Below are 25,890 nucleotides of genomic sequence, written 5' to 3' on the forward strand. Positions count from 1 at the left end.
TTGTTCGCGTGGCTGTGAAACCCCGTAAGGGTTTCGTTTGAAGCTCTGGAGCCTCTCGGGGGAGAGACCGTCTTCACCATCCTGTCGGATGGCCCCGCTTCCTCACTTCCACCTTGTCATCCTGCTCGCCTTCCTTGAAGGCTCAGAAAGAATAGTCCAAAGTTCGCGACCTGTCAAGGGGCTTCTCCTTCGACATGAAAAAGGGCGCCCGAAGGCGCCCCCGAGCCGAAGGTTTATCAGCGCAGCAGCCAGGCGAACAGCGCCTTGACCAGGATGTCGCGGTTGGTCGGATCGAGACCTTCCAAGCCGAATCCCATCGTGACCGTGCGGTAACGGCCCGCATCGTTGAGGACGATCGCGCCAGCGTCCGACGCGGACAAAGCGCGCACGCGTCCACCTTGCGCCGCCTTCACGCGCGCACGCTGAGCATTCGGGTCGGTACGAACCGACTGAGCGGAGACCGCCTGCGTGTTGTAGGTCGCGGCGAGCGTCGCGCCGCTGTTGGCATCGATGACGTCCGGGTAGAACTGATTCTGCTGACTGCCCGGCGCGTTGAGGACGTAGCGGCGCGAGCCGATAAAGCCACTCGACACGACGTTCGTGGTCGTCGACGAGTCGGCGACGAACGTCGCCTTGAGGACGTTGCGGTAGAAGTCGCTGTCGCCGATGTCGAAGCCGACATCCTGCCCGGTCACGATGAGCTTGCCGCCGCCTTGCAGATACTGACGCAGCGTGTTCTGGTCTTGGGCACTGATGGTGTTTTCGTAGGATTCACCCGCCGCCCAGATGACCACTTCGGCGCGTTGCAGTTGCGCGAGAGGCACGGGGCCTTGCGTTTGCACGTCCCAGCGCAGAGGCGACGTGGCATTGGCGCGCAGGATGTCGCGCAGGGCCGCCGTGACGTCCGCTCCAAAACCTTGATCGTCGTCGACGAGCAGCAAGGTCGGCTTGCGGGCAGGTTGAGGCGTCGGCGTCGGCTGCGGTTGAGGGGTGGGCTGGGGTTGAGGCGTCGGTTGCGGGGTGGGCTGAGGGGTGGGTTGCGGAGTTGGTTGAGGCTGCGGAGTCGGTTGCGGTTGAGGCGTCGGGGTCGGCTGCGGTTGAGGCGTCGGTTGGGGTGTCGGTTGAGGGGTGGGCTGTGGAGTCGGTTGCGGCTGGGGCGCGGGCTGAGCCGCCGCACCGAGCTTCGCGAGCGCACCCGGCAAGTTCACGAGGCCGTATCCCGACGTGTTGTCCTTGCCGCTCGCGCCGAGGTTCGTCGCCGAGGTGTACAACGCGTTCTTGATCGTGTCGACGCTCGAGCCGGGACGAGCGGACAGCATGACCGCCACGGCGCCTGCCGTGATCGGCGCGGCTTGCGACGTGCCGCTGAGCGAGCCGTATCCGCCGCCCGGGAAGCTGGAGGTGATTTCCACGCCGGGGGCGACGACATCAGGCTTCACGAAGGTGCCGCTGATGACCGAAGTCCAGTTCACCGGGCCACGGCTGGAGAAGCTCGCCACTTGATTGTTCTGATCGGTCGCGCCGACGCCAATCGCCTCGGGAATATTGCCCGGGCTGGCCGTCGTTCCGGCATTCGGGCCGAAGTTGCCGACAGCGAACACGGCGATGACGCCCGCGTCGATCATGTTGCGCGTCGGTTGCACGAACTCGTCGTACGTGCCTTGCAAGCCGAGCGACATGCTCACGACGTCCGCGCCGTCGTCCGTGGCCGAGTTGTTGTCGGGATCGAGCACCCACTGCATCCCGGCGATGACTTGCGCGAAGGTGCCCGAACCGTTTGGAAGGACGAGCGCGGACAGCAATCGAGCGTTGGGTGCCACGCCGACCGTGTTGCCGACCAGCAATCCCGCCGTGTGCGTTCCGTGTTGCTGCGTATCGCGCGCTTGCGCGTTCGCGACGCGGTTTCCGTTGTCGTCGAACTCGGCGAAGGAGAGAATCTTGCCTTTGTACTCGGGCGAGTTCGGATCGATGCCCGTGTCGAGGTGGCCGATGCGAACGTTTTGCCCGCGGAACCCGGCCGCCCACGCTTGTTGAGCGCCGATCTTTTGCAAATACCAAGGATTTCCCGTCGGTGCGGCCGCACCCGTCGCGCTGAGCGGGCGGGCGAGGCGCACTTCGAAGTTCTCGAAGATGCGGTCGACGTTCGGCAGGATGGCGAGCGTCCGAATGATCGCGGGAGACGTCTTGAGGACGATCGACTGATCGAGCCACAATTCCGCGTACTGCAAGGCTTGCTGCGCCGTACGGTTCGCCTGGCCGCGCGCGGCGCCCGTGAGAGGCTCGATGGTGCGCAGTGCGTCTCGCAGTTGCTTGCGCAAGGCTTGGAACAGCTGCCTGCCCTTCTCTTTTTGCGTCAGGCGGAAACGCACGACGACTTCAAATTGACCGTTCGGATTCTGCTGCATCTTGCGTTGCAGTTCCGGATCGATTTGACCCGCGTGCGCCGCGCCGAGGCTCGCGACGGTCAAGGCCGCCCCGAGAATCACCATCTTTCGCTTCATGCGGTTAGCCTAGTGGCTCACGTGTGACGCGCCCTGAAAAAAATTTGAGAGGCTCTTCATAGCGCGTCAGAGCCTCATCAGACGAAAAGGTGAATGAAGATGTGTGGAAGTGCGGCAGTCAGGCTTTGTCGGTCACCTCGAACGCCGTTCGCGTTCGATTCGGGTTGTGCCCGTCGACGACGCGAACGTTCCGAATGTGATAGTGCTGCCCCTCGTGGATCATGTGGTTGTCGTAGGACGGGGGCTGCGCGGGAACCAGGAAGATCGTGGCTCCTTCGGGAAGCCAGGCGTGGGGACTCTGAACGACGACGTGTTCGTTTTGAGCGCCATCCGGTACGGTTTCGGCAAGGATGTCCATACGCTTATCTTTCTCGCGCCGTACGGTCTGCCCGTGAGGAGGACGTCAAGCAGGCTTAGACGTTGCTAAGTTGAAGAGGTGTTCGACCCCTTCCTCGATCGCTGGAAGCTCACTCGCGACGGCGACCCGATTCGCACGTTCAGCAGCGATCTGCTCCCCGTTCTGTTCGAGGGACGGCCCGCCATGCTGAAAGTCGCTCGCTTCGAAGAGGAAGTCCGCGGCGGACGGCTGCTCGCGTGGTGGCAAGGACGTGGCGCGGCGCCCGTGCTCGCGTTGCATGGCGACGCCCTGTTGCTGGAGCGAGCGAACGATGACGGTCGTCTCACACGCCTTGCCCACGAGGATGACGACGAGGCGACGCGAATCTTGTGCGACACGGCCGCCCGACTGCACGAGCCGAGAAACGATCACCCACCCGCCTTGACTCCGCTGCGCGAGTGGTTTCGATCCTTGTGGCGCGCGGGCGAACGGTACGGCGGAACGTACCGAGCGGCCCTCGAAGCGGCCGAGCGGCTGATCGCCGAGCCTCGAGACGTTCGCCCCCTGCACGGCGACTTGCATCACGGCAACGTCCTCTCGTTCGGTGAGCGCGGTTGGCTCGCCATCGATCCGAAGGGTTTGATCGGCGAGCGGAGCTTCGACTACGCCAATATCTTCTACAACCCGGTCCCGCTTCTGGCGACGAATCCCGAGCGCTTTCGCAGGCGGGTCGACGTCGTCTCGGAACGGGCGGGCTTGGAGCGAGAACGCCTCGTGCAGTGGATCTTGGCGTACGGCGGCTTGTCCTCGGCGTGGCATTTGGAGGACGGCGATGAGCGAGGCGCCCGCCTTGCCCTGATCGTCGCGGAACTCGCTCGTCAGAACAGCTCGTCCAGCAAGCGGTAGTAGGCGAGTTTCGACGCGTCCACGAGAAAGCGGCCGTAGGCGTCCAGGAAAAGCTCGGCGAACTCGGGGCCGTAGTTGTGCGAAAGGCTGCGCGCGGCGAGCGCGAGGTCCGCGTGTCGGTCGGCGATACCCGCGCGACCCACGTCCACGAAGCCTTCCACGAATTCGCCGGAGACGATCACGTTCGGAAGACAGGGGTCGCCGTGCGTCACGACGAGGTCCTCGCGAGACGGCCGGGTGCCGAGCAATTCACGCAAGACGTCCTCGGCTCGTCTTCCCTGCCGCTCGTCATCGAAGTCTTGCTCGTCGACGAATCCGGCGCTCACGCGTTCGCGCGCTTCTCGAAGCTTCGTTCTCAAGGACGCGTCGAACGGACAGTCTTGGATCGGGAGGGCGTGCAGTTCGCGCAAGGCGCGCGCCAGGAGTTCCGCGTTGCGGCGAGGATGCAGTCGCGCGTCCTCGTGACTCATGTCGACGCCGGGCAGGCGCGTCACGGCGAGGTACTCTCCCGTGGCGTCCTTGAGGTACGCCACGACCTTGGGAGCGGGCACGCGCCCCTCCAGCCAGCGCAACTTCTCCTTTTCGGCGAACAGCGTGTCGAAGGGTTCGGTCGTGCGCTTCACCTTCAGGACGTGGCGTGTGGAGCGGTACACCCTCGAACTCGACATCCCGACGGTCACTTCCTCCCAGCGCGCGACGGGCAAGACGCGCCGAAGCGCTTCCGGTAGGTCGAGGTTCATCCGCGCACTTTAACGTCTGGGAACTTTCACGTCTCTTTGCGACTCTAAGATTCGAGGGCCGCGTTGAACGACTCCTTCGAATCCTGGACGGACGCACAACTCACCGTGCTCGCTCGCAGAGACGACGCTGCCTTCGAGGCGTTGGTGCGACGTCACGCGCCGCGCGTGCATGCCGTCGCCGCCAGCATGGTCGGGTCGGGAAGCGCGGACGACGTCGTGCAGGAGGTGTTCTTGAGCGTCCACAAGAACCTGAGGAACTTTCGCGGTGACGCGTTGTTCACGACGTGGCTGCACCGCATCGCCCTCAATGCCTGTTACAAGGTCTTGGGCGCGAAGGAGACGAAGGCGACCGTGCCCCTGGACGACATCTTGGAACCTTCCGCTCCGCACGATCCCGTGCGCGCGGGCGAAGCGGCGGACTTGCGCGAGAAGTTGTCGCGAGCCCTCGCCCAGTTGCCCACGGATCAGCGCGAAGCGGTGGTCCTGCGCGAACTGTCGGGCTTGGAATACGCCGAAATCGCCGAAGTGCTCGGCGTGGAACTCGGCACCGTCAAGTCCCGCATCAACCGTGGACGCACCGCCTTGAAAGCCTTGCTGCTGCGAAGGGGCGTCACTCCTTGAGATTCACCTCGAATCGGACCGACCCTAGACCGACGGAGCACGTATGAACGACGATCAAGACCTGCAACTCGACGCTTTGTTCGCGAGCGCACGCACGCTCGGACCGGCAGACATCGCGGCAGCCGAGCGCGTCCTGCCTCACTTGCGCGACGCGCACGCTCGACGCCAACGCTCCGTGGTGCGCGCTTGGACGTCGGGCTTGCTCGCAAGCGCCGCGATGCTGGGCGCGATTCTGTACGTTCGTCAAGACGCGACGTTACCGACGAGCGCCGCCTACGAAACGTACAACTCCATCTCGGGGAGCGGCTGGTGAGGTTTTTGCTGTCGGCAGTTCTGCTCGCGGCGTTCGGAGTCGGGCACGCGCAGGACCTTCCCGCCTTGCTGCAGATCCTGCGGCAAGCCGAGCGCTTCGACGTGCGCGGCGAGGTCACGAGCAGCGTGTACTTCCCGCCGCGCGCCAACCCGACGCGCACGCTCGACGCGTTGCCACGCGTGGAGTTCGTTCCGTGGCTCGTACGCCGCAACTTCACCTTGGGCGACGCGGCGAGCGACAAGGTCGCCGGGCGGGACGCCAAGCGCTTCGACCTCACGCCGAGCAACGCGAACGCGAGCCGTTGGTCGATCTGGGTCGACGTGCAGTGGCACGTGCCACTCGCGTACGAGGAGCGCTCCCCGAGCGGCGATCTCATACGTCGCGCCAGTTTCGAGCGAGTGCAGGACGCGCCGCGCCGACGCCCCAACGGCTCTGCTGCGCGCTTGCCGAGTGCCGAGTTCCGCCGCGCCGTCCTCGCCGCCCTGCCGGGGTTGCGCTTGCCGAGCGGCTTCGAGCCCGTTCGGTTGCTGCGTTCGCAGCGCGGTCTGGAGATCGCCTTGTCGGACGGCATCAACGTCCTCGCGCTCGTCATCGCCGATCGCAACGTCCGAGTCGGGGAGGGTGTGTTCGCGCGCAAAGTCGGCGCCCGGTTCGTGTGGCTCGTCGGAAACCTTCCGGAAGCCCAGCTTCGCCTCGTCTTGGGAAAGATCAGCGCGGTGCAGCAAGACAAGCTCGGAACTTTCGTGTCGAGCGCCGACTCCAATCCGTAGACCAGCGCGACTTCGCCTTCCATCTTCCAGAGGAGCTTTCATGACCTTGTCACCTTACCGACCTCGCACCTTTTCGCTCGAAGACGCCGCGCACCTCCTGAGGCGCGCGGCATTCGGCGCGACGGCCGCGTTGACGCGCGAGTTCGCCGCCCTCGGCCCCCAAAAGGCCGTCGAGCGCCTCTTGAACTTCGACACGACCGAATTGCCCGACAACCCCTTCGATCCGGCCGAAGGCGTCAACGGGGGCGCGGCCGTCCGGCTCGCCCAGATGCGCTGGCTGCACGAACTGATGTACTCGCCGCATCCGCTGCGTGAAAAGCTCGCGTTGACGTGGAGCAACCACTTCGTGATCGGCGTGGACAAAGTTCGGCAAGCCGGGATGCTCAAGGGGTACATGCGCGTCTTGCGCGAACACGGCCTGAGCAAGTTCGAGCGGCTCACGCTGGAAGTGTCGAAGACGCCCGCGATGCTGTTGTACCTCGACAACAACCAGAACAAGAAAGGCAAGCCGAACGAGAACTTCAGCCGCGAACTCTTGGAGCTCTTCACGACCGGCATCGGGCATTACACGGAAGAGGACGTCAAGGAAGGCGCGCGCGCCTTCACCGGATGGGCGTTTCGCGGGTTGCTGGGTCTCAACAACCCCGCTCAGACGGCCGTGCCGGAGTTCGTCTTTCAAAGCAACCAGCACGACCGGGGCCGCAAGACGTACCTCGGGCAGAGCGGGAACCTCACCGGAGAGGACGTCATACGCATCGCGACGCACCACCCGGCCACAGCGGACTTCGTGGGCCGCAAGTTGTGGCGCGCGTTCGTGAGCGACACGCCGAGCGACGCGGGCGTGCGTGAGCTCGTGCAGCTTTGGAACGACACGGACGGCGATCTTCGAGCGATCTTGACGGCGCTGTTGACGTCGGAGACTTTCTACGCGCCGGAGAACCGCCACGCGATCATCAAGAGCCCCGTGGAATACGTGGTGGGCACCGTGCGCGCCTTGGGGCAGCCGAAGCTCAAGGACGAGAAGCGGTACACGCAAGTGGTACAGCAGATGGCGAAGATGGGCCAAGCGCTGCTCGGGCCGCCCACGGTGGAAGGATGGAAGGGCGGCCGCGACTGGATCAGCGACACGGCCCTCTTGACCCGCATGCAAACCGCCGCGAGTTTCGCGTTGGGAAGCACCCTCTCCAAGGACGTCAAGGCGGCCGATCTTCCCCTCGCGTTGCTGGGCCGCGAGCGCGCTCCCTTCGAGGCGGCCCTGCGCGGCCTCGGCGTGCCGCAGCAAGCCTACCTCACGCTCATCTCGCCCGAATACGCCCTCGCTTAGGAGCCGCCATGCAACGACGTGACTTTCTCAAACTCTCGGCCCTCGCCTTGTCCGTGACGAGCGGCATGCCGGGCTTTCTCGCGCGTGCCGCCACGGTCGCGGGCGGCGACAAGATCCTCGTGGTGATTCAACTCACGGGCGGCAACGACGGTCTCAACACCCTCGTGCCGTTCAGCAATTCCGCGTACTACGCCGCTCGGCCCACCATTGCCATTCCGAAGAAGGACGTGCTGAACCTCACGGCGGATTTGGGCATGCATCCCGCGCTGCGACCTCTGTCGAAGCTGTGGGATGATGGAGAACTCGCCTGGATCGAGAGCGTCGGCTATCCGAACCCGAACCGATCGCACTTCGCGTCCATGGCGATTTGGCACACGGCCGATCCGACGCAGGCGCAGCGCGAAGGCTGGATCGGGCGCATCGCCGAGAAGATCGGCGATCCTTTCTGCGCGAGCAACCTCGACCGCCAACCCGTGAAGGCCCTGCGGACCGACACGATGATCCTCCCGACGATCGACGACCTCGACACGTTCGCCTTGACGCTTCCCAAGGGCGTGGAGGACGCGTACGCGGCGCTGCTGAACATCAAACGTGACGGCGAAGTGGCCTTCGTGGAGAAGGCGGTGCGGCAGATGGCGCAGAACACCGCCAAAGTCCAGGCGAACATCAAGAAGTACAAGGCGGGCGTGACGTACCCGCAAGGGCGCTTTCCCGAGCAGCTCAAGGACATCGCGCGCCTCATCGCGTCGGGAACGGGCCAGCGGGTGCTGTACACGAGCCTCGGCGGGTTCGACACGCACGCGGGTCAGCGCGCCGAGCAAGACGAGTTGCTCACGGTGCTGGCGAACTCGCTCGTGGCGTTCCGAGCCGACCTCGAAGCGCAAGGACTCGCCGACAAGGTCGTCGTGATGGCCTTTTCGGAGTTCGGACGGCGCGTCGCCGAGAACGACTCGGCGGGCACCGATCACGGGCAGGGCGGCGTGATGTTCACGCTCGGCAAGGCCGTGAAAGGCGGCGTTCACGGCGAAAGTCCGGATCTCGAGAACCTCGCCGACGGCGACGTGCGCTACAAGCAAGACTTTCGCGGCGTGTACGCCGAGGCGCTCGACAAGTGGCTGGGCCTTTCGTCGGCCGACATTCTCGGCGGCAAGTTCGGGGGCCCCGCGTGGATCGCCGGTTGAAGTTCGTGCTCTGGGGTTTGCTGTGCGTCGCTCCGCTCGCGCTCGCGCGGCCCGTGTACCGCTCTCAAGCGATCAACCAGCTTCACGTCGAAGGGTCGAAGCTCAGCACGAAGACGATGGCCTGCACCTACTGTCACGTCAATCCGAGCGGCGGCGCTCCTTGGAATTCGTTCGGCGAGGCCCTCAAGAAGGGCTTTCGCGAGAATCCGAAGGCGAAGTTCGACGAAGTCTTGTACCTCGTGCTGACGCAAAGCGAGGACAGCGACGAGGACGGCTACCCGGACGTGCTGGAGGTTTTCGCGAAAACGTTGCCGGGCGACGCGAACAGCAAACCGACGCGCAGCCTCGCAGAGTTGCGAGAAGCGTTCGAGGCCGCCGGAGGCGTGAAGCAGTACGAGAGCGAGCGGATGAAGAAAGCGTCTTGAACGTCCGCGTAGCAGGAGGTCGGCAACAGGAGCCGACCTTCGCTCTTTGGTTCTCGCGGGGACGTCAGCGGCTCGCGCCGTCTTCGTCTCGGTCGTCGTCGGCGTCGCCCGCGTCTCCGGGATCGGTGGGATCGAGGCGAACGGCGTCGGCAGGGCCAGGTTCGGGACCGTCGTAGTAGTCGCCCGCGTCAGGCGCGTTGTCGAGTTCGACTTTCGGTTTGGAGCGTGCGAGGCGCTCCTCGAAGCGGCTCATGGCGCTTTCCAAGTCGTCTCTGTGTTGGTCACCGGGATCGAAGCGGGTAGCGAGGCCGTTAGGGTAGACTTTCGTGCGGTACTCGCACAGCGCGTGCGCGAGGAGGTACGTCTCGCGGTTCATGTCGACGGGCCCTTCGTACGGTTCGGAGAGGTCGGTCAGGGCTTTCGGCGGGTCGACGGGCCGTGCGATGGATCGTGCGAGCGAGGCGATCCACTTGCCGAGTTCGGGCCTCAAGTTCGGAAACAGCGTGACGGCACTCTCCAAGAGATTGAGCGCCTTGTTTTCCGGATGGAGAGTCGGGAAAGACATGCCTTCATGCTAGGAGGCGCGCCGCATGTGCGCGAGAGTATGAAGGCAAGGTGAATTCCATGCAAGCTTTATTCACGAAGTCACATTTACTGCTTCTGCCATCAGCGTAATATGAAGACACCGGGGCGGGAGATCCACGAGCGAACTCGCAGTCGAACTCCGGCGGGCCAAGCCAAAGCCAATGCAAGAATCGACCTCCACGACCGTGGAGGTTCCTTTTGTTTTCCGCGCGCCACGATCCGGCCCTTTCGCTCGCTGGCGTCTCGCTTGCCAATAATTGATCCTTCTTGTAATCTTTCGCCAGCGTTGTGACCGTGCGTCTTCAATCGCGCACAAGGCATAAATCGAGCGCTTCCGATTCGTAGTACAGTAGCGGTGTCGATCAGTTCACATTCGCAGCGAGGTCCGTATGAACAGAGTGAAGGCCCGTCGGCTTCTGTCCGTGTTCGCCCTCTCGACCGCCCTTGGCGTCGGGTACATCACCGTGGCTACGCACGCCGAAGCTCAGCAGCGGCAAGTGACCTTGAACGTCTTCATGGGAACTCAACAGCGGCCCGAGATCTTCCAGCCGATCTTCGACCGCTTCACGCAAGCCAACCCTAACATCAAGATTCGCATCGAGACGGGAGGCGCGACTTCCGAGCAACAAAACGCCTACCTCACGACCGTCCTCGCCGCGCGCGACACCAGCCTCGACGTTTTCCTCATCGACGTCGTTCGCACGGCCACGTTCGCGTCGGCAGGTTGGGCCGAACCGCTCGACGCCCTGCTTCCGCAGCGCCAAACGTACTTGCAGCAGTTCCTGCCCGGCACGATCTCCTCCGCGCGCTTCAACAACCGCCTCTACGCCGTGCCCGCCTTCACGGACGCGCAGTTCCTGTACTACCGCAAGGACCTGCTCGAAAAGTACAAAGCCCGCGTGCCCCGCACGTGGGAGGAAATGATTCAAACCGCCCAGCGCATTCAAAAAGCCGAGGGCGGCAACATCCAAGGCTGGAACTTCCAAGCCGCCCCCATCGAAGGCACCGTTTGCAACTTCTTGCAACTCGTGTGGACGGGCGGCGGTGACGGCGACCAAGTGAACTCCACGCAAGGACGCCAAGCGCTGCAGTTCATGGTCGACGCCGTGAAGAGCAAGATCTCTCCGGCGTCCAGCGCCGAAATCCGAACTGACGACTCGCGCAAGCAGTTCCAAGCAGGCCAAGCGGTGTTCAGCAACAACTGGAGCTACGCCTGGGCGCACTTTCAAGGCAACTCGCCCGACCCCACCAAGGTCAAAGGCGAAGTCGGCGTCGCGCCACTGCCCGTTTTCGGCAAGAACAAGACGGCGACGTGTGTCGGCGGTTGGGAGTGGGCCCTCAACGCCTTCGGACGCAACAAGCCCGAAGCGGCCAAGTTGCTGCAATTCATGGCGAGCCCCGAAGTTCAACGCGAAATCGCCGTGAAGGGCGCGTACCTCCCCGTGCGCCGCGCCTTGTACAACGACCGGCAGGTGCTTCAAGCCAATCCGCACTTCAAGAGCCTTTACAGCACCGTCCTCGCCGCGAAGGCGCGCCCCGCCTCTCCCGCTTATCCGCGCATCTCCGAAATCATCCGCACGAACGTCTCGGCCGCCGTCGCGGGCAACAAGACGGTGGAAGCCGCTCTGCGCGACATGCAGCGCGACTTGGACGCGGTGAGGTGAGAAGCTTGCAGCCGTCGGCGACCCGCGATCGATAAACCGTCGATTTTGCCAATCGCCGACGGCTGCGCGCCGAAAGCTCGTTATGGCCAATCCCACGATTCCGCGAACCAAGTCTCGGCGTCCTCGACGCGACCTCAGCGAAGGCGCGCTCGCCTTGCTGTTGCTGCTGCCCGCCGCGCTCGTGTTCGGCGCCGTCCTGCTCTACCCCATGCTCAACACCTTGTGGCTGAGCTTGCACGCACAAAAGCTCACCGAGCCGTGGCTCGGCACGCCCTTCGTCGGCTTGAAGAACTTCCAGACGATGCTGGGTGACGCGCGATTTTGGAACGCGCTGCGCAACACCCTCTTCTTCGGCCTCATGACCGTCGGCGGATCCTTCCTCGTCGGAGTGCCGATGGCGCTGCTCGCCCACGTGAAATCGCGCTTGCAGTGGCTCGCACGCGTGGCCATGCTGCTGCCGTGGGCGCTTCCGCCCGTCATCACCGGCCTGATCTTCGCGTGGCTGTTCAACGGGCAGTACGGAGTCTTCAACGACTGGCTCGTGCGCCTCGGCGTCGTCAGCGCGCAAGAGCCCGTGAGGTGGCTTTCCACTCCCGGCCTCGCCGTGGCCGCCATGGTCTTCACGATCGTGTGGAAGACCTCGAGCTTCGTGGCCCTGATCGTCCTCGGCGGGCTGCAAGGCGTCCCGAAAGACCTCATCGAAGCGGCGGAAGTCGACGGGGCCACGAAAGTGCAGTCGTTTTGGCGCATCATCGTGCCGCTGCTCGTTCCCGCCCTCACCGTCGCCCTGATCTTCCGGGTGATCGCCGCCGTGCAAGTCTTCGACGTTCCGTACGTCTTCATCTCGCAGGCGCCCGCCCAGAACCTCTTGGAGACCCTCGGCGTGTACACCTACACCCAAAGCATCACGTTTCTCGATTTCGGCTACGGCGCCGCCCTGAGCGTCGCCTTGTTCGCCGTGAGCCTCGCCATCACTGCTCTGTACGTGCGCTACGTGCGAGGAGGTGACGCGTGACCGTCGTGCCGCGCTCCCGAGCGTCCACCCTCGGCGACGCGCCGCGACTTCCGCTTCACGAGCGGTTCGTCAAGGGCTTGGGCCTCACGGTGATGATCCTCGGCGGGCTCTTTCCGCTCGCGTGGATGTTCATCACGAGCATCTCGGCCGAGACGGACTTGCAAAGCTTGCCGCTGCGCTACATCCCGGCGAACCCGAACTTCGGCAACTACGGACGCGTCTTCAGCGAGCAGCCGTTCGGCACGTTCTTCCTGAATTCGCTGATCGTGTCGAGCGTCAGCACCGTCGTCGCCGTGGTGATCGCCGCCCTCGCCGCCTACGCCCTCGCGCGGCTCAACCTCAAGCGGCGCGGCCTTCTCATGACGCTCGTCGTCGCGTTCAGCATGTTTCCCGTCGTGAGTCTCGTCGTGCCCCTGTTCCGCCTCATGCGCGGCGCCGACCTTCTGAATTCCTACCCCGCGCTGATCCTGCCTTACACCGCCCTGAGCCTGCCCGTCGCGATCCTCGTCCTCGTCGCGTTCTTCTCCTCCATCCCGAAAGACTTGGAGGCCGCCGCGATGGTCGACGGCTGTTCGCGCTTCGGCGCTTTGTGGCGCGTCGTCGTGCCGCTCAGCGCGCCCGGCATGGTCACGGCGGCCCTGCTCGTCTTCGTGAATTCCTGGAACGAGTTTTTGCTCGCCTTGTCCTTCAACACGCGCGAGACGATGCGAACCGTGTCCGTCGGCGTCACCCTTTACCAAGGCGAGTTCTCGTTTCCCTGGCCGATCATTTCCGCCGCCATCATCATCGCCGTCGTTCCCGTCGTCACCCTCATCGTGATTTTTCAAAAGCGCTTCGTCGCCGGACTCACGGCGGGAGGCGTGAAAGCGTAAGGTACGGCATGCGCAGACACCTTCTCCTCGTCGCTCCCCTCCTCCTGGCGAGCTGCGACCAACTCGGCGCCCTGCCCGGAACGCCCGCGAGCGTACGAATCGCGGTCGACACGAATTCGCTCGACCGCGACTTGAGCGGAAACGTCGTCGCCCGCGGCGTAGGAGACGACCGCACGGTCGTCTCCTACTTCTCGTTCAAGGCGAACAGCGGCGTGCAAGAGCGGGAAGTGTTCGCCGGAACGATCGGGACGACCGTCGACGTGTGCGTGAACGACGCGGTCACGCCGAAACTCGCGGGCGTCGAATTCACGCTCTCGAAAGCCAGCCATCTCGTGTTGCTTCAACAAGCGGGCGACTCGGTTCGCTTCTCTCCCGACGCCGACTCGACGCCGAGTTCACGCGCGAGTTGCAACAACATCCAGTAAAGGAACGTGCCATGACCCAGCCTTCTGCATCCGAGTTCTTGTGGTTCTGCCAGCTTTCGCGTGACGGCGAGTTTATCGGCACGAAGGAGAAGCCGCCGCGCAAGCCGACCTTGGAGTACATCTCCAGCCTTATCGAGACGGCGGCCGAGGCGGGGTTCGCCAGCCTGCTGACGGCCACGAACTACCACTCGGAGCACGAGAACTACACGGCGGCCGTCGCGGCCCTCGCGAGGACACGCGGAGCGGGCCTGCTGATCGCGGTGCGGCCCGGCATGTTCCACCCCGCGATGTACGCCAAGATGATCGCCTCGCTGCAAAACCTCTTCCCGGGCCGCGTGCGCGTGAACATCGTGACCGGATCGAGCCGAGCGGAGAACGCGATGTACGGCGACTTCGAGGAGCACTCGAACCGCTACGAGCGCACGCGCGAGTTCATGAAAGTCTTGCGGACCTTGTGGACGCAAGCGCCGCCCGTGAGCTACAAGTCGGACCTCTACGCCTTCGAGAACGCCGTGCTCGACCCACCTCCGGCGCAGCCCATTCCGCTGTACTTCGGTGGTGCGTCCGAAGCCGCGCAGCGAATAGCGGCCGAACTCGCCGACGTGTACCTGCTGTGGGGCGAACGACGCGACATGCTCGAAGAGCGCCTCGGAAAGATGCGAGAATTGGAAAAGGAGTACGGACGCACGCTCGGCTACGGCTTGCGCACGCACGTCGTCGTACGCGAAACCGAGGACGAAGCGTGGGAAGCGGCGAACCGCCTCATCTCCCGCGTGGACCCCGAGGTGCGCCGCGCGTTCGTCGAGAGTTACAAGCACGTCGACTCGGTCGGGCAGCGACGCCAAATCGAAATGCTGCAAAGCGGCAACTTGCTCGTCGAGCCGCACTTGTGGGCGGGCGTCGGCATGGCGAGAAGCGGCGTCGGCGTCGCCATCGTCGGCAATCCGCAGCAAGTCGCGGACAAGATTCGCGATTACGAGTCGATGGGCATCTCCACGTTCATCTTCAGCGGCTATCCGCACCTCGAAGAAGCGCGGCGCTTCGGCGAGCTCGTCATGCCGCTTCTGAAAGGCAAGGCCGAGCAGGAGCGCGTCATCCACACGGCCACGGTCGCGCCCGTCGCTTGAGGCGCCGCGCGCGTGCGGAACCGAGCGGCGCTCGGTTCCGCACGCGCTTCGGCGCTACCGAACCTCGAAGCGCACTTTGTCCGCCGCGTTGAATTCGTAACCGTCGGGATTCCAGTCGTCTTCGGGATCGAGAGGCTGGGTGACGCCGTGCTCGTCCGTCGCGCGGCACCACACCTCGTGCTCGCCTCGCGCCAAGGTCGCGACGAGTTCCCAGCGGCGCCATCCGAAGCGGCTCGACTCGACCTCCAAGGTGGCTTCGCTCCACGACCGCCCGCCATCGACGGAAAGCTCCACCTTCGAGATGGAGCTTCGACCATCGTTGAAGGCACAACCCGAGAACGTGACGGTTCCCCGCACGATCTCTCCTTCCTCGGGCGTCCAGATCACGCTTTTGAGAAGTTGCCGCCAGCACGGCGTTCGGCGTCCGTCCGGGTGAAGCGTCCGGTAACGTTCCTGCTGCGCTTCGTGGCTCGTCTCGTCTCGGGTGAGGGTGAGCTTGCGCAGCCACTTCACGTTCACCGTGCCGTAGAAGCCCGGAACGAGCAGGCGAGCGGGACCGCCGTGCACGCCGCCGAGCGCCTCTCCGTTCATGCGGTAAGCGACGATGCCGACGTCGAGGGCGTCGGCGAGGGGCACGCTCTTCTCGAAGCCGTCACCGTCCCCGTCCCCGCCCGTCGCGGTGAGAAAGCGTGCGTCCGCCAGCACGTGCGAGTCGGCAAGCAGGGCCGAGAGCGGCACGCCGCCCCACAAGACGTTCATGACGCCGCCCCTTCCCCACTGGCAGCCTTCGATCAAGTGCGCGTCGCGGTAAAAGGCGCGCCCGTTGCCCGCGCACTGCATGACCGCCTCGACTTCACGCAGTGGAAAGGACGCGAGATCAGCGAGATCGAGCGTGAATGGCCGCCCGATCAACCCGCCGACTTCGAGCGTGCCCGTCATGGAAGGCGCTTCGAGCGTCTCGGTGCCCTCGGGGTAAGGATTGGAGTTGCGGACGAACGCGACGCTTTGCGGCGTGAAACGGTAGGCTCGCAGCAGCGCGAGCGGGGTTTCGAGCACTTCGCCTCGGTCCTCGAGGGGCCGAAGGGCAGCGCGTTTCTCCGCGAGGGTCGTCGGGAGATTCGACCTGTCCTGAATCGTCATACCGCCTCCTGAATGCCTTCAGGATGACAGATCGCGCGGCTCGCTTCCTTGAGTTCCGATTGTGTTTCGAGGCCAGACGGGCTCGCGCTTCTCCAAAAACGCCGAGACGCCCTCCTTGAGGTCGGCGGTCGTGCGCGTCCACGCGTTCACGCCCACCGCGTAGCGAAGCGCCTCGGCCAAGCCCATGCCGGGCACGAGGGCGAGCATCTCTTTGGTCGTGGCGAGCGCCGTGGGCGAATTCGAGGCGATGACGCCCGCGAGGCCGAGCGCCCGCTCCAAGGCGGTTCCGTCGGGCACGACCTCGTTCACGAGCCCCATGCGGTACGCCTCGGCGGCGGGCACGAGCTTGCCCGTCAGCAGAAGTTCGCGGGCGTGCTTCTCACCGACGACGCGCAGCAAGAACACCATCACGATCGCCGCGACGAAGCCGAGCTTCACCTCGGTGTAACCGAACTTCGCGCTTTCCCCGGCCACGACGAGGTCGCACGCGGACGCGAGGCCGGCGCCGCCCGCGATAGCCGCGCCCTCGACCGCGGCGACGACCGGCTTGTCGAAGGTGTAGATGCGCTCCAGCAAGCTCGCGAGGCGCTGCGAGTCGGCCTTGTTGGCCTCGCTGCTCGCCGAGCCGAGGGCCTGCAGGGCCTTGAGGTCCGCTCCGGCGCTGAACACCTTGCCTTCCCCGGTGAGGACGACCGCTCGGACGTTCGCGTCGTCGTGCAGCGCTTCGAGGGCGTCGTGCAGGGCGGCGACGAGGTCGGCGGACAAGGCGTTGCGAACGTCGGGGCGACTGAGCTTCACGAGGGCGACGTGGTCGGCGGTCTGCACTTGAACGAGTGACATGCAGGCACGATACAAGCCCGCGCCGTCATACTTCGCGCCTTCACCGTGCGTGAACGACCGTCACATTCACTCACTTGACGTTTGCTAGGATGTCCAACCGGAGGAAAGCAGACGTGCCGACGTATCAATACAAGAACCTCGAGACGGGTGAACTCTACGAGATCAAGCAGAGCATGACCGAAGCGCCTCTGACAGCGCACCCGGAGACGGGCGCGCCCATCAAGCGCATCTTGTCGCGTCCGGGAATCGCGTTCAAAGGCTCGGGCTTCTACGTCACCGACAGCCGTCCCGCCGAAACCAGCAAGGCGTCGGGAGAGTAAGTGCGGGCAGTTCGTCGGGCGCTTCTCGTCGCAGGGCTCCTGAGCCTCGCGACGCTCGGGTACGTCACGGGCCGCGTCACGGCTCAGCGCGCGCTCGTCACGCCCGACGAAATCAACACGGTGGAAGTCACGCGCGACGCCATCAAGGCGGTCGTGAAGATCGACGTCCGCATTCCCAAGGCGCAACTCCAGCCGGGCGAGCCGCCCACGGACACGGGGTCGGGCTTCTTCTACAAGCCCAACCTCATCATCACGAACTACCACGTGGTGCAGTTCCAAGAAGGCATCACGGTGACGCTGCACGACGGTCGGCGCGTCGCCGCGAAGCTCGAAGGCATCGATCCTGGCGTGGACGTCGCGATTCTGCGCGTGTCGGGCGTGACCGCTCCGAAAGCCGTTTCGTTCGGTTCGAGCGCGCGTCTCATCCCGGGTCAGCGACTCATCGCGATCGGGGCGCCATTCACGTATCAGAACTTCATCTCGACCGGCGTGTTCTCCACGGCGATCAGCGGCTTGCCGCGCGCCGACAATCTGGGCCTCGAAATCGGTCAGTACCTGCTGACCGACGCGAGCATTCAGAGCGGCAACTCGGGCGGCCCGATCTTCAATTCACGAGGAGAAGTCGTGGGCGTCGCGGACGCGAACGTCGCCACGAACAACTTCCTGCCCGGCGCGATCGGCGTGATCATTCCGAGCGACGTCGTGCGGCAAAGCGTCCAGGACCTCGAGCGAGTCGGCGTGCCGCAACGCGGCACGCTCGGCGTGACCTTCGTGGACCTCGGCGACATCGACCCCGCGTTTCGCCGCGGCCTGGGACTCACGAGCAGCGAAGGCGCCTTGGTCGACGAGGTGCCCGCCGGTTCGACCGGGGCGCAGGCGGGCTTGCGAGGCAGCGTACGCAACGCCAACGGCCAGCTCGTCACCCTCGGTGACGTCATCGTCGCGGTGGACGGCCAGCGGGTGAAGTCGTCGTACGACGTGTACCGTCTCGTCGCTGCCAAGCGCGCGGGGCAAAGCGTGACGCTTCGCGTGTGGCGCAACCGCAAGGAAGTCAACATCAAGGCGACCTTGCTGCGCCGCACGTTGTGACCTTCCGCTTCTTCGAAGAGGCCCCCGAGCGGGGCCTTTCTCGTTTCGTCCGCCTTTCACGCGGGCGGTTCGGGGAACGCGGGCGCTGTCAAGAAGCCGTCCTCACGTGAAGGCATTGTGAACGCAGTTAGACTGCTTCCCGATGTACGTCGTCGTCGAAGGTCCGATCGGGGTGGGCAAGACAAGCCTCACCCGCTTGCTCGCACGCGAGTTCAACGCGCGTGTCAACCTCGAGGTCGTCGAGGAAAATCCGTTCCTGGCCAAGTTCTACGAGAACCCGGGAGCGTTCGCCTTTCAAGTGCAAGCGTTCTTCTTGCTGTCGCGCTTCAAGCAACTCCAAGCGCTCGTGCAAGGCGACTTGTTCAGCGGAAACGTCGTGTCGGACTACTTCTTCGACAAGGACTTCATCTTCGCCGCAATGAACCTCAAGGACGACGAGTTCGCGCTGTACGAGGATCTCTACCAGCACTTGAAGCCGAGGGTCGCGCAGCCGGATCTGGTCGTGTATCTGCGCGCCGAGACGGACGTGCTGCTGTCGCGGATCGCCAAGCGCGGCCGATCGTTCGAGCGGGACATGCAAGCGGCGTACCTTGCCGAACTCACCCGCCGCTACGACGAGTACTTTCGCACGTACGAAGGCTCGCTGCTCGTCGTGGACGCCGCGCAGTACGATTTCGTCGGCAACGCCCTCGACGAGGCCGCCGTTTTGCGGTGCGTGCGCGACGCGCTGCCAGGAGAGGCCGCGGTGGCGTGATGTACTTGGCGATCTCCGGCAACATCGGCAGCGGAAAAAGCAGCCTCACGGGCCTGCTGTCCGAGCGGTACGGCCTCGCGCCCGTGTACGAAGCGGTCGACACGAATCCGTACTTGCAAGACTTCTACGCCGACATGCGCCGCTACTCGTTCCACAGCCAAGTGTTCTTCTTGTCGAAACGGCTGGAGCAGCACCTCAAGCTCATCAACGGAGCGCGAAGCGTCATCCAGGACCGCACGGTGTTCGAGGACGCGAACATCTTCGCGCGCAATCTCTTCGAGTCGGGCAGCATGGAAGGGCGCGATTGGCAGACGTACCTGGGCCTTTACGAAGGCATCCTGCCCGCCTTGCGCGAGCCCGACTTGCTGATTCACATCGAGGCGGGTCTGGGAACGTTACGTCGCCGTATCGCCTTGCGAGGACGCGACTACGAGCAAGGAATTCCCGACGAGTACCTGCTGCGTCTCAGCGGCCTGTACGACGAATTCGTCGACACGTACGCCCTGTCTCCCATCGTTCGCGTGCCCGGCGACGACCTCGACTTCGTGCACGACGACGCGGCGTTCGCGTGGATCTGCGACCGCATCGAGGCGCTGGGCTTCGGTGTGCCACTGCTGCGGTGACATCGGGCTGGCAAGCCTCACACCGCACGCTTCGAGAACCCTCCCGCTGGGGCGAGAACCCGCACCTTCTCCGGTTCTCGCCAAACGTCCTTCATCGCCTTCGCGTCGACGCCGTCTCGAACAGCGTCGACGCTGCTAGATTGACGTCATGTTGCTGTCGCGTCTCGCCGCCGCCTTGTCCCTGCCCGCTCCCGACCGCGATTCCGACGTGCTCGGGGTCACGCACAACGCCGACTGGGTGAAGCCCGGGGACGTGTTCGTGGCGATTCGAGGCGCCAAGTTCGACGGGCACGCGTTCATCCCCGAGGTGATCGAGCGAGGTGCGGTCGCGGTCGTCGGGCAAGGCTGGGAAGGCGAGGCGAGCGTACCTTACCTCAAGGTACCGCATGCCCGCGAGGCGCTCGCCGACCTGGCGGCCGAGTTGCGCGGCCATCCGAGCCGCGCCTTGAAGGTCGTCGGCGTGACGGGCACGGACGGCAAGACGACGACGAGTTGGCTGACCTTGCATCTTCTGAGAAGCGCCGGATTGAAGACGGGCTTGCTTTCGACGGTGGGGTATCAGCGTCCCGACGGCGAGCTTCATCACTTCCCCGCCCACTTCACGACGCCCGAGGCGCCGCAAGTGCAAGCGACGCTGAGCGAAATTCTGGAAGCGGGCGGCGAGGCGGCCGTGCTGGAGTCGAGCAGCCACGCTTTGCAACTCGACCGCGTTCGTGGCGTCGCGTACGACGTGGCCGTCTGGACGAACCTCACGCCCGAGCACCTCGACTTTCACGGGACGATGGAGGACTACTTTCTCGCGAAAAAGCGCCTCGTCGACTGGGCCGAGTTCGCGGTCGTGAACGCCGACGACGCGTGGGGCCGCCGCCTCGACGAGAAGCCGAGGTGGACGTACGGCGTCGATCACGACGCCGACTGGCGCGCGTTCGACATCCGCGACGTGCCAGGCGGCCTGGAATTCGCCGTGACCTCGCCGCTGGGTTCGTTCGACGCGCGTCTCCCGATGATCGGGCGCTTCAACGTCCACAACGCGCTCGGCGCGATGGCCGCCGCCGCGCGGCTCGGCGCGACCCTCGACGAACTTCGAGACGGCCTCGCGCGCTTCGCGGGCGTGCCGGGCCGCATGCAGATCGTCGCCGCCGAGCCCGTGCGGGTCATCGTGGACTTCGCGCACACTCCGCCGAGTCTGGAGAAGGCCCTGTCCGCCTTGCGCCCCACGACGCTCGGGCGTCTCATCGTCGTGATCGGCTCGGCGGGCGGCTTGCGCGATCCGGGCAAGCGCGCGCCCCTTGGCGAGACGGCGACGCGCCTCGCCGACGTCGCGATCTTCACGGAAGAGGATCACCGTGACACGCCCCTGGACGACATCCTGAACGAGATGGCGCGCGGCGCGCGCGAAGCGGGCCGAAGCAACTTCCTCCTCGTCGGCGATCGCCGCGAAGCCATTCGGGCCGCCATCGAGCGAGCGGAGCCCGGCGATACGGTCTTGCTCGCCGGGAAAGGCGCCGAGGACATTTTGGAGCGCACGCACGAGACGGTTCCCTGGGATGAAGCGGCGGAGGCGCGGCGGGCACTGCGGCCCGCGCCGTGAAGAGGGGCGGGTGCCTCCCGCCCCTCGTGACTTGCGCGCTCGGGGTCAACCGAAGTAGGTCAGCATGTCGAGCAGCACCCTCGGGTACTCGTCGGGCTTGAGGCCCTTCTTGTCGAGCTTGACGCCCGGCGGAAACGTGGTGACCTCGGTCTTGTGCGCATACTTGCGCAGACCGGACGCGTCGTAGTCGAGGTTCTTGTACGCGAAGGCGACGTTGATGCCCGTCATGGTGTCGTTGATGCTCGCGACGCGCTTCGCGAGGGCGGTGAGACGCAGCTTGGCGAGGTCGAGGAAGTGTTGCACTTCTTGTGGAGGAACGCCGAAGCGCTTGCGAAGATCGCGTTCGATGCGTGACAAGGCGGCGAGGGTCTTGGCTTCGGAGATGCGGCCGTACGCTGCGATGCGCTCGTCCTCGTCACCGAAGTAGGCGGGCGTGAGACGCGCGTTGACGGGCAAGTCGATGCTGACGGTCGCGGGGGCCACGAGCTTCTCGCCCTTGAGTTTCGAGACGGCTTCGGCGAGCAGTTCCGTGTACACCTCGATGGACACGGCTTGAACGTGTCCGTGCTGCTCGCCACCGAGGATGTTGCCAACGCCGCGAATCTCCATGTCCTTCTCGGCGAGCTTGTGGCCCGAGCCGAGGTCGTGCAAGTCCGCGATGGCCCACAAGCGGCGCGACGCGTTCTCGGTGATGCGCGGCGGGTAGAAGAGGTACGCGAAGGCTTCCTGAGCGCGTCGCCCGACGCGACCGCGAAGTTGGTAGAGCTGGGCGAGGCCGAGGCGATCGGCCCGCTCGATGAGGATCGTGTTCGCCTCGGGAATGTCGAGGCCCGTCTCGACGATCGTGGTGGACAGCAAGACGTCGAAGGCGCCTTCGGAGAAGCCCATCATGATCTCCTCGAGCTCCTCCTCATTCATCTGGCCGTGCGCGACGCCCACGCGCGCTTCGGGCACGAGGTTGCGCAAATACAGGCTGCGCGCGCCCATGGACGCGATGCGGTCGTGGATGTAGAAGACCTTCCCGCCGCGCTCGATCTCCGTCATGATCGCGTTGCGAACGGCGATGGGCTCGTACGGCGCGAGGACCGTCTGAATGGGCTTGCGGCCCTTCGGCGGCGTTTGAATGGAGCTCATGTCGCGCAAGCCCACCATGCTCATGTACAAAGTGCGAGGAATGGGCGTCGCCGAGAGGCTGAGGACGTCGGGTGAATTCATGCCGCTCGGGATGTCGACTTTGCCTGACTTGTCGGGTTCGGGCAGGCCCTTGAGGGCGCGCAGTTTTTCTTTCTGCGCGACGCCGAAACGGTGCTCCTCGTCGATGATGACCATGCCGAGATCCTTGAACGACACGTCTTCGGAAAGCAGGCGGTGCGTGCCGATGAGGACGTCGACTTTGCCAGCGGCCAAGTCCTTGAGGATCTGCGTCTCCTGCTTCGGCGGCGTGAAGCGCGAGAGTCCCTCGACGCGAACGGGCAAGTCCTTGAAGCGGGCGCGGAACGTCTCGGTGTGCTGCTCGGCGAGAAGGGTCGTCGGGACGAGCATCGCGACTTGCTTGCCGTGCCCGATGACGCGGTGCGCGGCGCGCAGCGCGACTTCGGTCTTGCCGAAGCCGACGTCCCCGGCGATGAGGCGGTCCATGGGGTGTGGCGCTTCGAGGTCGCGAAACGTTTCCTTCAAGGCCGTGCCTTGGTCGGCGGTAAGCTCGTACTGGAAGTTCTGCTCGATTTGCGCGTCCCACTCGGAAAGCGGGCCGAAGGAAAATCCGGGCGTCACTTGCCGCGCGGCGTACTGCACGAGAAGCTTCGCGGCGAGTTGCTCAGCGTTCTTGCGCGCCTTTTCTCTCGCCTTGCTCCAGTCTTTCTTGTCGAGGCTCGACAGCGTCGGCGGATCGTCGGTCGTGCCTGGGTGGCGACGCAAGACGGGCAGGAGTTCGATGGGAAGGAAGAGTTTCGCGCCGTTCTTGTACTCCAAGTGCAGGTAATCGCGCGCGACGCCCAGCACCGTGCGCGTTTCGAGGCCCAGGAAGCGGCCCACGCCGTGCTCGGGGTGGATCAAGAAGTCGCCGATGCCGAGTCCGAGCGCGTCCGTGACAGGTTTGCCGGCGAGTTTCTTGCCGCGCAGGGCCGCGCCGCCCTGGAATCCGTACAGCAAGTCCTCGGTGAGCACGACGATCTTCTCGTCGACGACCTCGAAGCCTCCCTCACCAGGAGCGCGCAGAAACCCGATGTCGCCCGGCCGGACTTTGGGACCCGTCAGCCACCTCGGTTCGCCTCCTCCGAGGAGGTTGTGCGAAAGGTAGGTGGCGGTGCGCTCGTGGCGTACGAGCATCAAGATCTGGTAGCCGCTCGCACGCCACGCGTCGACTTGGGACGCGAATTCGGAAAGCTTGGCGCGGTAGAAGGGCAGCGGTCGAAGCGCAACGGTGGCGTCGGGCAAGTCGAGGGGAGCGCGGCCGAAGCTCGTCACTTCACGGCCCTCAAGCAGCGACCACAGCGTGTCGAGTTGCGGACCGAGCGCCGAACCGAAGAATTCGGGCGAATCCAGAAAGATTCGCCCGGGCAGCAATTCGAGGCGCGTCGCGTCCCACTTCACGTCGCTGAGGTAGCCCTCGGCGGGCGCGAGGCTGAAGGATTCGAGCTTTTCGCCGGGCTGCCCGTACTCGTCGACTTTGCGCAGCGTATCGAGGTCGTCTCCGAAGAACTCAGCGCGAATCGTTTCCTCGCCGACGCGTAGTTCGAGGAGGTCGCCGCGCAGTTCGTACCCGGCGTCCTCGCCGCGCTCGTAGCCGAGCTTCTCCAACTTCGCGAGCAGATCCTCGCGCGGATACGTTTCGCCGACGCGCAGCGTCAGGGCGTGCGCGTCGGGATCGCGTGGAAACAGGTCGAGGGCCGTCACGACGTCGAGGACGACGTGGCGCTCGCGCCCGCTCCACTCGCGCAAGCCTGGATTGACGGACAAGGCGGACCCGAGCGGCTCCGCTCCCGCGTACAAGTGCAGACGTTCGGGCGTCGTGAGCAGAACGGACGAGCCGGGGTGCGCGGCGAACAGCGCGGCGCGCGCCACTTGCGGCAGCATCAGAAGGGTACCGAGCGGCGCGCGGGGAACGAGGGCGGTCAAGGGTCGTGCGGCGGTCGTCACGATTTGAAGGTCTCCAATCAATGCAAGCGAGGGGAGCAACGCCGATTCACGGTCGTTCTCCGAAGGGTAGGCTCCGACGTCGCGGAGCGATGACACCTCAGTGTACTCGTCGCGCGGCGCGTGAAGTATGCGAATGGTGGACGGCCCCTTGAGTTCGCCGCCGACTTCCCACTTCATGCGCGTCAACCTTAGAACACTGTAAAGTGGTCCTAATGCGGTCCTTTCAACTCGCGCCCAGCCTTCTGTCGTGCGACTTCACACGTCTCGGCGAGGAGCTCGCGGCCATCGATGCGGCGGGCGCCACGTACGCGCACATCGACGTCATGGACGGCGCGTTCGTTCCCAACATCTCCTTCGGCCTCCCGATCCTCGCGGCGGCGCGGCGCGCGTCGAGCCTGTTCTTGGACGTGCACCTCATGATCCAAGCGCCCGAGCGTTACCTCGAAGACTTCGTGCACGCGGGCGCGGACGGAATCACCGTGCACGTGGAGGCAACGCCGCACGTTCACCGCGCGGTTCAAGTCATCAAGTCCCTTGGAAAGCGCGTGGGCGTCACCCTCAATCCCGGCACGCCCCTGGAAGCGATTCGGCCCGTTCTCGCCGACGTGGACCTCGTGCTGATCATGAGCGTGAATCCCGGGTTCGGCGGCCAGCGGTTCATCGAGAGCAGCTTGGAGCGCGTCCGAACGGTGCGCGCTTGGCTCGACGCGCTCGGCTCGAGCGCCGAGCTCGAAGTCGACGGCGGCGTCTCTCCCCACAACGCCCGGGCGCTCGTGGAGGCGGGCGCGACGGTCCTCGTGGCAGGCTCCAGCGTCTTCGGTCCCGACGGACCGGAAGCGGGCGTGCGGCGCTTGCGGGAGAGCGTTCTGTGAGGCTGCGCGTCGATCTCCTGCCGCATGGAAGTTACCCCGACACCGTCCTCGTCGTGGACGTCTTGCGGGCCACGACGACGGCGAGCGTCTACTTGGAGCGTGGCGCGGAAAGTCTGCTGCTCACCTCCTCTCCCGAACGCGCCTTGGAGTTGCGCGGTGAAGGCGTGCTGCTCGGCGGAGAACGCGGCGGTCTGCCCATTCCCGGCTTCGACTTCGGCAATTCGCCCATCGAGGCCGACTCGCAGAACTTCACGGGCAAAGTCGTCGTGATGAACACCACCAACGGTACGGGCGCCGCTCACGTCGCCGGAAAATCGGGCAAGCACGTCTTCCTGGCGTCCTTGCGAAACGCGCACGCCGCCGCGCGGCGCGCGCGTGCCATCGCCGTCGAGGAGATCGCCATCGCCTGCGCGGGCACCGACGGTCGCGTCGGTTTGGAGGACGTGTACACGGCGGGCGTGTTGTGCGAGTACCTCATGGCGATGAGCAGCGTCACGATCGACGACGGCGCGCGCATCGCCCTCATGGTGCGGCGCAACACGCCCGACCCGCTCGAAGCCTTGTCGAGTTCCACGCACGGAATCGCCCTCGACCGCTTGGGTCTGGGCGAGGACGTTCGTTACAGCGCCCAACCTTCCACGTCCACCCTCGTGCCCGTTTTGGCCGAAGGGCAAGACGTGGAAGGCGCGCTACGTTTCGTGAAGTGATCGCTGCGCT

26 protein-coding genes are annotated in these 25,890 nt (G+C 65.0%); 19 read left to right on the top strand and 7 right to left on the bottom strand.

The window, feature by feature from the left end; translation table 11 throughout:
- Positions 1 to 236: 236 nt before the first annotated feature.
- The gene (locus DES52_RS20940; protein WP_110888784.1) at positions 237 to 2,501 is read right to left on the bottom strand and encodes a S8 family peptidase; all 2,265 of its coding nucleotides are present in this window, start codon (positions 2,499 to 2,501) and stop codon (positions 237 to 239) included.
- 118 nt (positions 2,502 to 2,619) lie between these two features.
- Positions 2,620 to 2,859 carry a hypothetical protein gene (locus DES52_RS20945; protein ID WP_110888785.1) on the bottom strand — a complete coding sequence of 80 codons (240 nt, stop codon included), beginning with the start codon at positions 2,857 to 2,859 and terminating at the stop codon, positions 2,620 to 2,622.
- A gap of 78 nt (positions 2,860 to 2,937) precedes the next feature.
- Between DES52_RS20945 and DES52_RS20950 the strand changes: the two genes are divergently transcribed.
- Entirely contained in the window at positions 2,938 to 3,744 is an 807-nt protein-coding gene (locus DES52_RS20950) for an aminoglycoside phosphotransferase family protein (protein ID WP_110888786.1), read from the top strand.
- Here the strand turns inward: DES52_RS20950 and DES52_RS20955 are convergent.
- Positions 3,717 to 4,484, bottom strand: a complete 768-nt coding sequence (locus DES52_RS20955; RefSeq protein WP_110888787.1) for an APH(3') family aminoglycoside O-phosphotransferase — start codon at positions 4,482 to 4,484, stop codon at positions 3,717 to 3,719. The two genes, DES52_RS20950 and DES52_RS20955, sit on opposite strands and share 28 nt — an antisense overlap.
- A 63-nt stretch (positions 4,485 to 4,547) precedes the next feature.
- Between DES52_RS20955 and DES52_RS20960 the strand changes: the two genes are divergently transcribed.
- The 6 genes from DES52_RS20960 to DES52_RS20985 are packed head-to-tail and all read left to right on the top strand — an operon-like array spanning position 4,548 to position 9,118.
- Complete coding sequence (locus DES52_RS20960) at positions 4,548 to 5,105, top strand: RNA polymerase sigma factor (protein ID WP_245901211.1); 558 nt, start codon at positions 4,548 to 4,550, stop codon at positions 5,103 to 5,105.
- A 43-nt stretch (positions 5,106 to 5,148) separates the two neighbouring features.
- Positions 5,149 to 5,418 (top strand): hypothetical protein, encoded by a 270-nt coding sequence (locus tag DES52_RS20965; protein WP_110888788.1) that lies wholly within the window; start codon positions 5,149 to 5,151, stop codon positions 5,416 to 5,418.
- Entirely contained in the window at positions 5,415 to 6,188 is a 774-nt protein-coding gene (locus DES52_RS20970; RefSeq protein ID WP_245901212.1) for an outer membrane lipoprotein-sorting protein, read from the top strand. The genes DES52_RS20965 and DES52_RS20970 overlap by 4 nt, the downstream gene beginning before the upstream one ends.
- A gap of 40 nt (positions 6,189 to 6,228) precedes the next feature.
- Positions 6,229 to 7,512, top strand: coding sequence for a DUF1800 domain-containing protein (locus DES52_RS20975; protein ID WP_110888789.1), 1,284 nt, complete (start codon positions 6,229 to 6,231; stop codon positions 7,510 to 7,512).
- A gap of 8 nt (positions 7,513 to 7,520) precedes the next feature.
- On the top strand, positions 7,521 to 8,693 hold the full coding sequence (locus DES52_RS20980; RefSeq protein WP_110888790.1) for a DUF1501 domain-containing protein: 1,173 nt from the start codon (positions 7,521 to 7,523) through the stop codon (positions 8,691 to 8,693).
- Complete coding sequence (locus DES52_RS20985; protein WP_170131209.1) at positions 8,678 to 9,118, top strand: hypothetical protein; 441 nt, start codon at positions 8,678 to 8,680, stop codon at positions 9,116 to 9,118. The genes DES52_RS20980 and DES52_RS20985 overlap by 16 nt, the downstream gene beginning before the upstream one ends.
- A 64-nt stretch (positions 9,119 to 9,182) precedes the next feature.
- On the opposite strand, the gene DES52_RS20990 is transcribed toward DES52_RS20985, so the two are convergent.
- Positions 9,183 to 9,683: a hypothetical protein gene (locus tag DES52_RS20990; protein WP_110888791.1), complete on the bottom strand. Its 501-nt coding sequence runs from the start codon at positions 9,681 to 9,683 to the stop codon at positions 9,183 to 9,185.
- A 409-nt stretch (positions 9,684 to 10,092) separates the two neighbouring features.
- Between DES52_RS20990 and DES52_RS20995 the strand changes: the two genes are divergently transcribed.
- The 5 genes from DES52_RS20995 (at position 10,093) to DES52_RS21015 (ending at position 14,806) form a co-directional block, all read left to right on the top strand.
- Positions 10,093 to 11,367 (top strand): ABC transporter substrate-binding protein, encoded by a 1,275-nt coding sequence (locus DES52_RS20995; RefSeq protein ID WP_110888792.1) that lies wholly within the window; start codon positions 10,093 to 10,095, stop codon positions 11,365 to 11,367.
- Between the two features lie 82 nt (positions 11,368 to 11,449).
- Positions 11,450 to 12,382, top strand: coding sequence for a carbohydrate ABC transporter permease (locus DES52_RS21000; protein WP_110888793.1), 933 nt, complete (start codon positions 11,450 to 11,452; stop codon positions 12,380 to 12,382).
- Positions 12,379 to 13,254: a carbohydrate ABC transporter permease gene (locus DES52_RS21005; RefSeq protein ID WP_245901213.1), complete on the top strand. Its 876-nt coding sequence runs from the start codon at positions 12,379 to 12,381 to the stop codon at positions 13,252 to 13,254. Before DES52_RS21000 ends, DES52_RS21005 begins: the two co-directional genes overlap by 4 nt.
- 8 nt (positions 13,255 to 13,262) lie before the next feature.
- Entirely contained in the window at positions 13,263 to 13,679 is a 417-nt protein-coding gene (locus DES52_RS21010) for a hypothetical protein (RefSeq protein WP_110888794.1), read from the top strand.
- A gap of 11 nt (positions 13,680 to 13,690) precedes the next feature.
- Positions 13,691 to 14,806: an LLM class flavin-dependent oxidoreductase gene (locus tag DES52_RS21015; protein WP_110888795.1), complete on the top strand. Its 1,116-nt coding sequence runs from the start codon at positions 13,691 to 13,693 to the stop codon at positions 14,804 to 14,806.
- Positions 14,807 to 14,860: 54 nt separating this feature from the next.
- Here the strand turns inward: DES52_RS21015 and DES52_RS21020 are convergent, their stop codons facing one another.
- Complete coding sequence (locus DES52_RS21020; protein ID WP_110888796.1) at positions 14,861 to 15,946, bottom strand: sulfite oxidase; 1,086 nt, start codon at positions 15,944 to 15,946, stop codon at positions 14,861 to 14,863.
- 18 nt (positions 15,947 to 15,964) lie between these two features.
- Positions 15,965 to 16,786 (bottom strand): enoyl-CoA hydratase/isomerase family protein, encoded by an 822-nt coding sequence (locus DES52_RS21025; RefSeq protein ID WP_110888797.1) that lies wholly within the window; start codon positions 16,784 to 16,786, stop codon positions 15,965 to 15,967.
- 113 nt (positions 16,787 to 16,899) lie between these two features.
- Between DES52_RS21025 and DES52_RS21030 the strand changes: the two genes are divergently transcribed.
- From DES52_RS21030 to DES52_RS21050, 5 genes are all read left to right on the top strand, one after another.
- Complete coding sequence (locus tag DES52_RS21030) at positions 16,900 to 17,106, top strand: FmdB family zinc ribbon protein (RefSeq protein WP_110888798.1); 207 nt, start codon at positions 16,900 to 16,902, stop codon at positions 17,104 to 17,106.
- Positions 17,107 to 18,195 carry a S1C family serine protease gene (locus DES52_RS21035; RefSeq protein ID WP_110888799.1) on the top strand — a complete coding sequence of 363 codons (1,089 nt, stop codon included), beginning with the start codon at positions 17,107 to 17,109 and terminating at the stop codon, positions 18,193 to 18,195.
- Positions 18,196 to 18,337: 142 nt separating this feature from the next.
- Positions 18,338 to 18,949 carry a deoxynucleoside kinase gene (locus DES52_RS21040; RefSeq protein WP_110888800.1) on the top strand — a complete coding sequence of 204 codons (612 nt, stop codon included), beginning with the start codon at positions 18,338 to 18,340 and terminating at the stop codon, positions 18,947 to 18,949.
- The gene (locus tag DES52_RS21045; protein ID WP_110888801.1) at positions 18,949 to 19,572 is read left to right on the top strand and encodes a deoxynucleoside kinase; all 624 of its coding nucleotides are present in this window, start codon (positions 18,949 to 18,951) and stop codon (positions 19,570 to 19,572) included. Before DES52_RS21040 ends, DES52_RS21045 begins: the two co-directional genes overlap by 1 nt.
- Before the next feature lie 148 nt (positions 19,573 to 19,720).
- On the top strand, positions 19,721 to 21,163 hold the full coding sequence (locus DES52_RS21050; protein WP_110888802.1) for a UDP-N-acetylmuramoyl-L-alanyl-D-glutamate--2,6-diaminopimelate ligase: 1,443 nt from the start codon (positions 19,721 to 19,723) through the stop codon (positions 21,161 to 21,163).
- A gap of 45 nt (positions 21,164 to 21,208) precedes the next feature.
- Here DES52_RS21050 and DES52_RS21055 read toward each other — a convergent pair whose 3' ends face one another.
- On the bottom strand, positions 21,209 to 24,301 hold the full coding sequence (locus DES52_RS21055) for a DEAD/DEAH box helicase (RefSeq protein WP_110888831.1): 3,093 nt from the start codon (positions 24,299 to 24,301) through the stop codon (positions 21,209 to 21,211).
- A gap of 212 nt (positions 24,302 to 24,513) precedes the next feature.
- Here DES52_RS21055 and rpe point away from each other — a divergent pair, with 212 nt between their 5' ends.
- Complete coding sequence (gene rpe / locus DES52_RS21060) at positions 24,514 to 25,173, top strand: ribulose-phosphate 3-epimerase (RefSeq protein WP_110888803.1); 660 nt, start codon at positions 24,514 to 24,516, stop codon at positions 25,171 to 25,173.
- Positions 25,170 to 25,880, top strand: a complete 711-nt coding sequence (locus DES52_RS21065) for a 2-phosphosulfolactate phosphatase (RefSeq protein WP_110888804.1) — start codon at positions 25,170 to 25,172, stop codon at positions 25,878 to 25,880. Before rpe ends, DES52_RS21065 begins: the two co-directional genes overlap by 4 nt.
- Positions 25,881 to 25,890: the final 10 nt, after the last annotated feature.

It is taken from the genome of Deinococcus yavapaiensis KR-236 (genome assembly GCF_003217515.1).
Lineage (GTDB): Bacteria > Deinococcota > Deinococci > Deinococcales > Deinococcaceae > Deinococcus_A > Deinococcus_A yavapaiensis.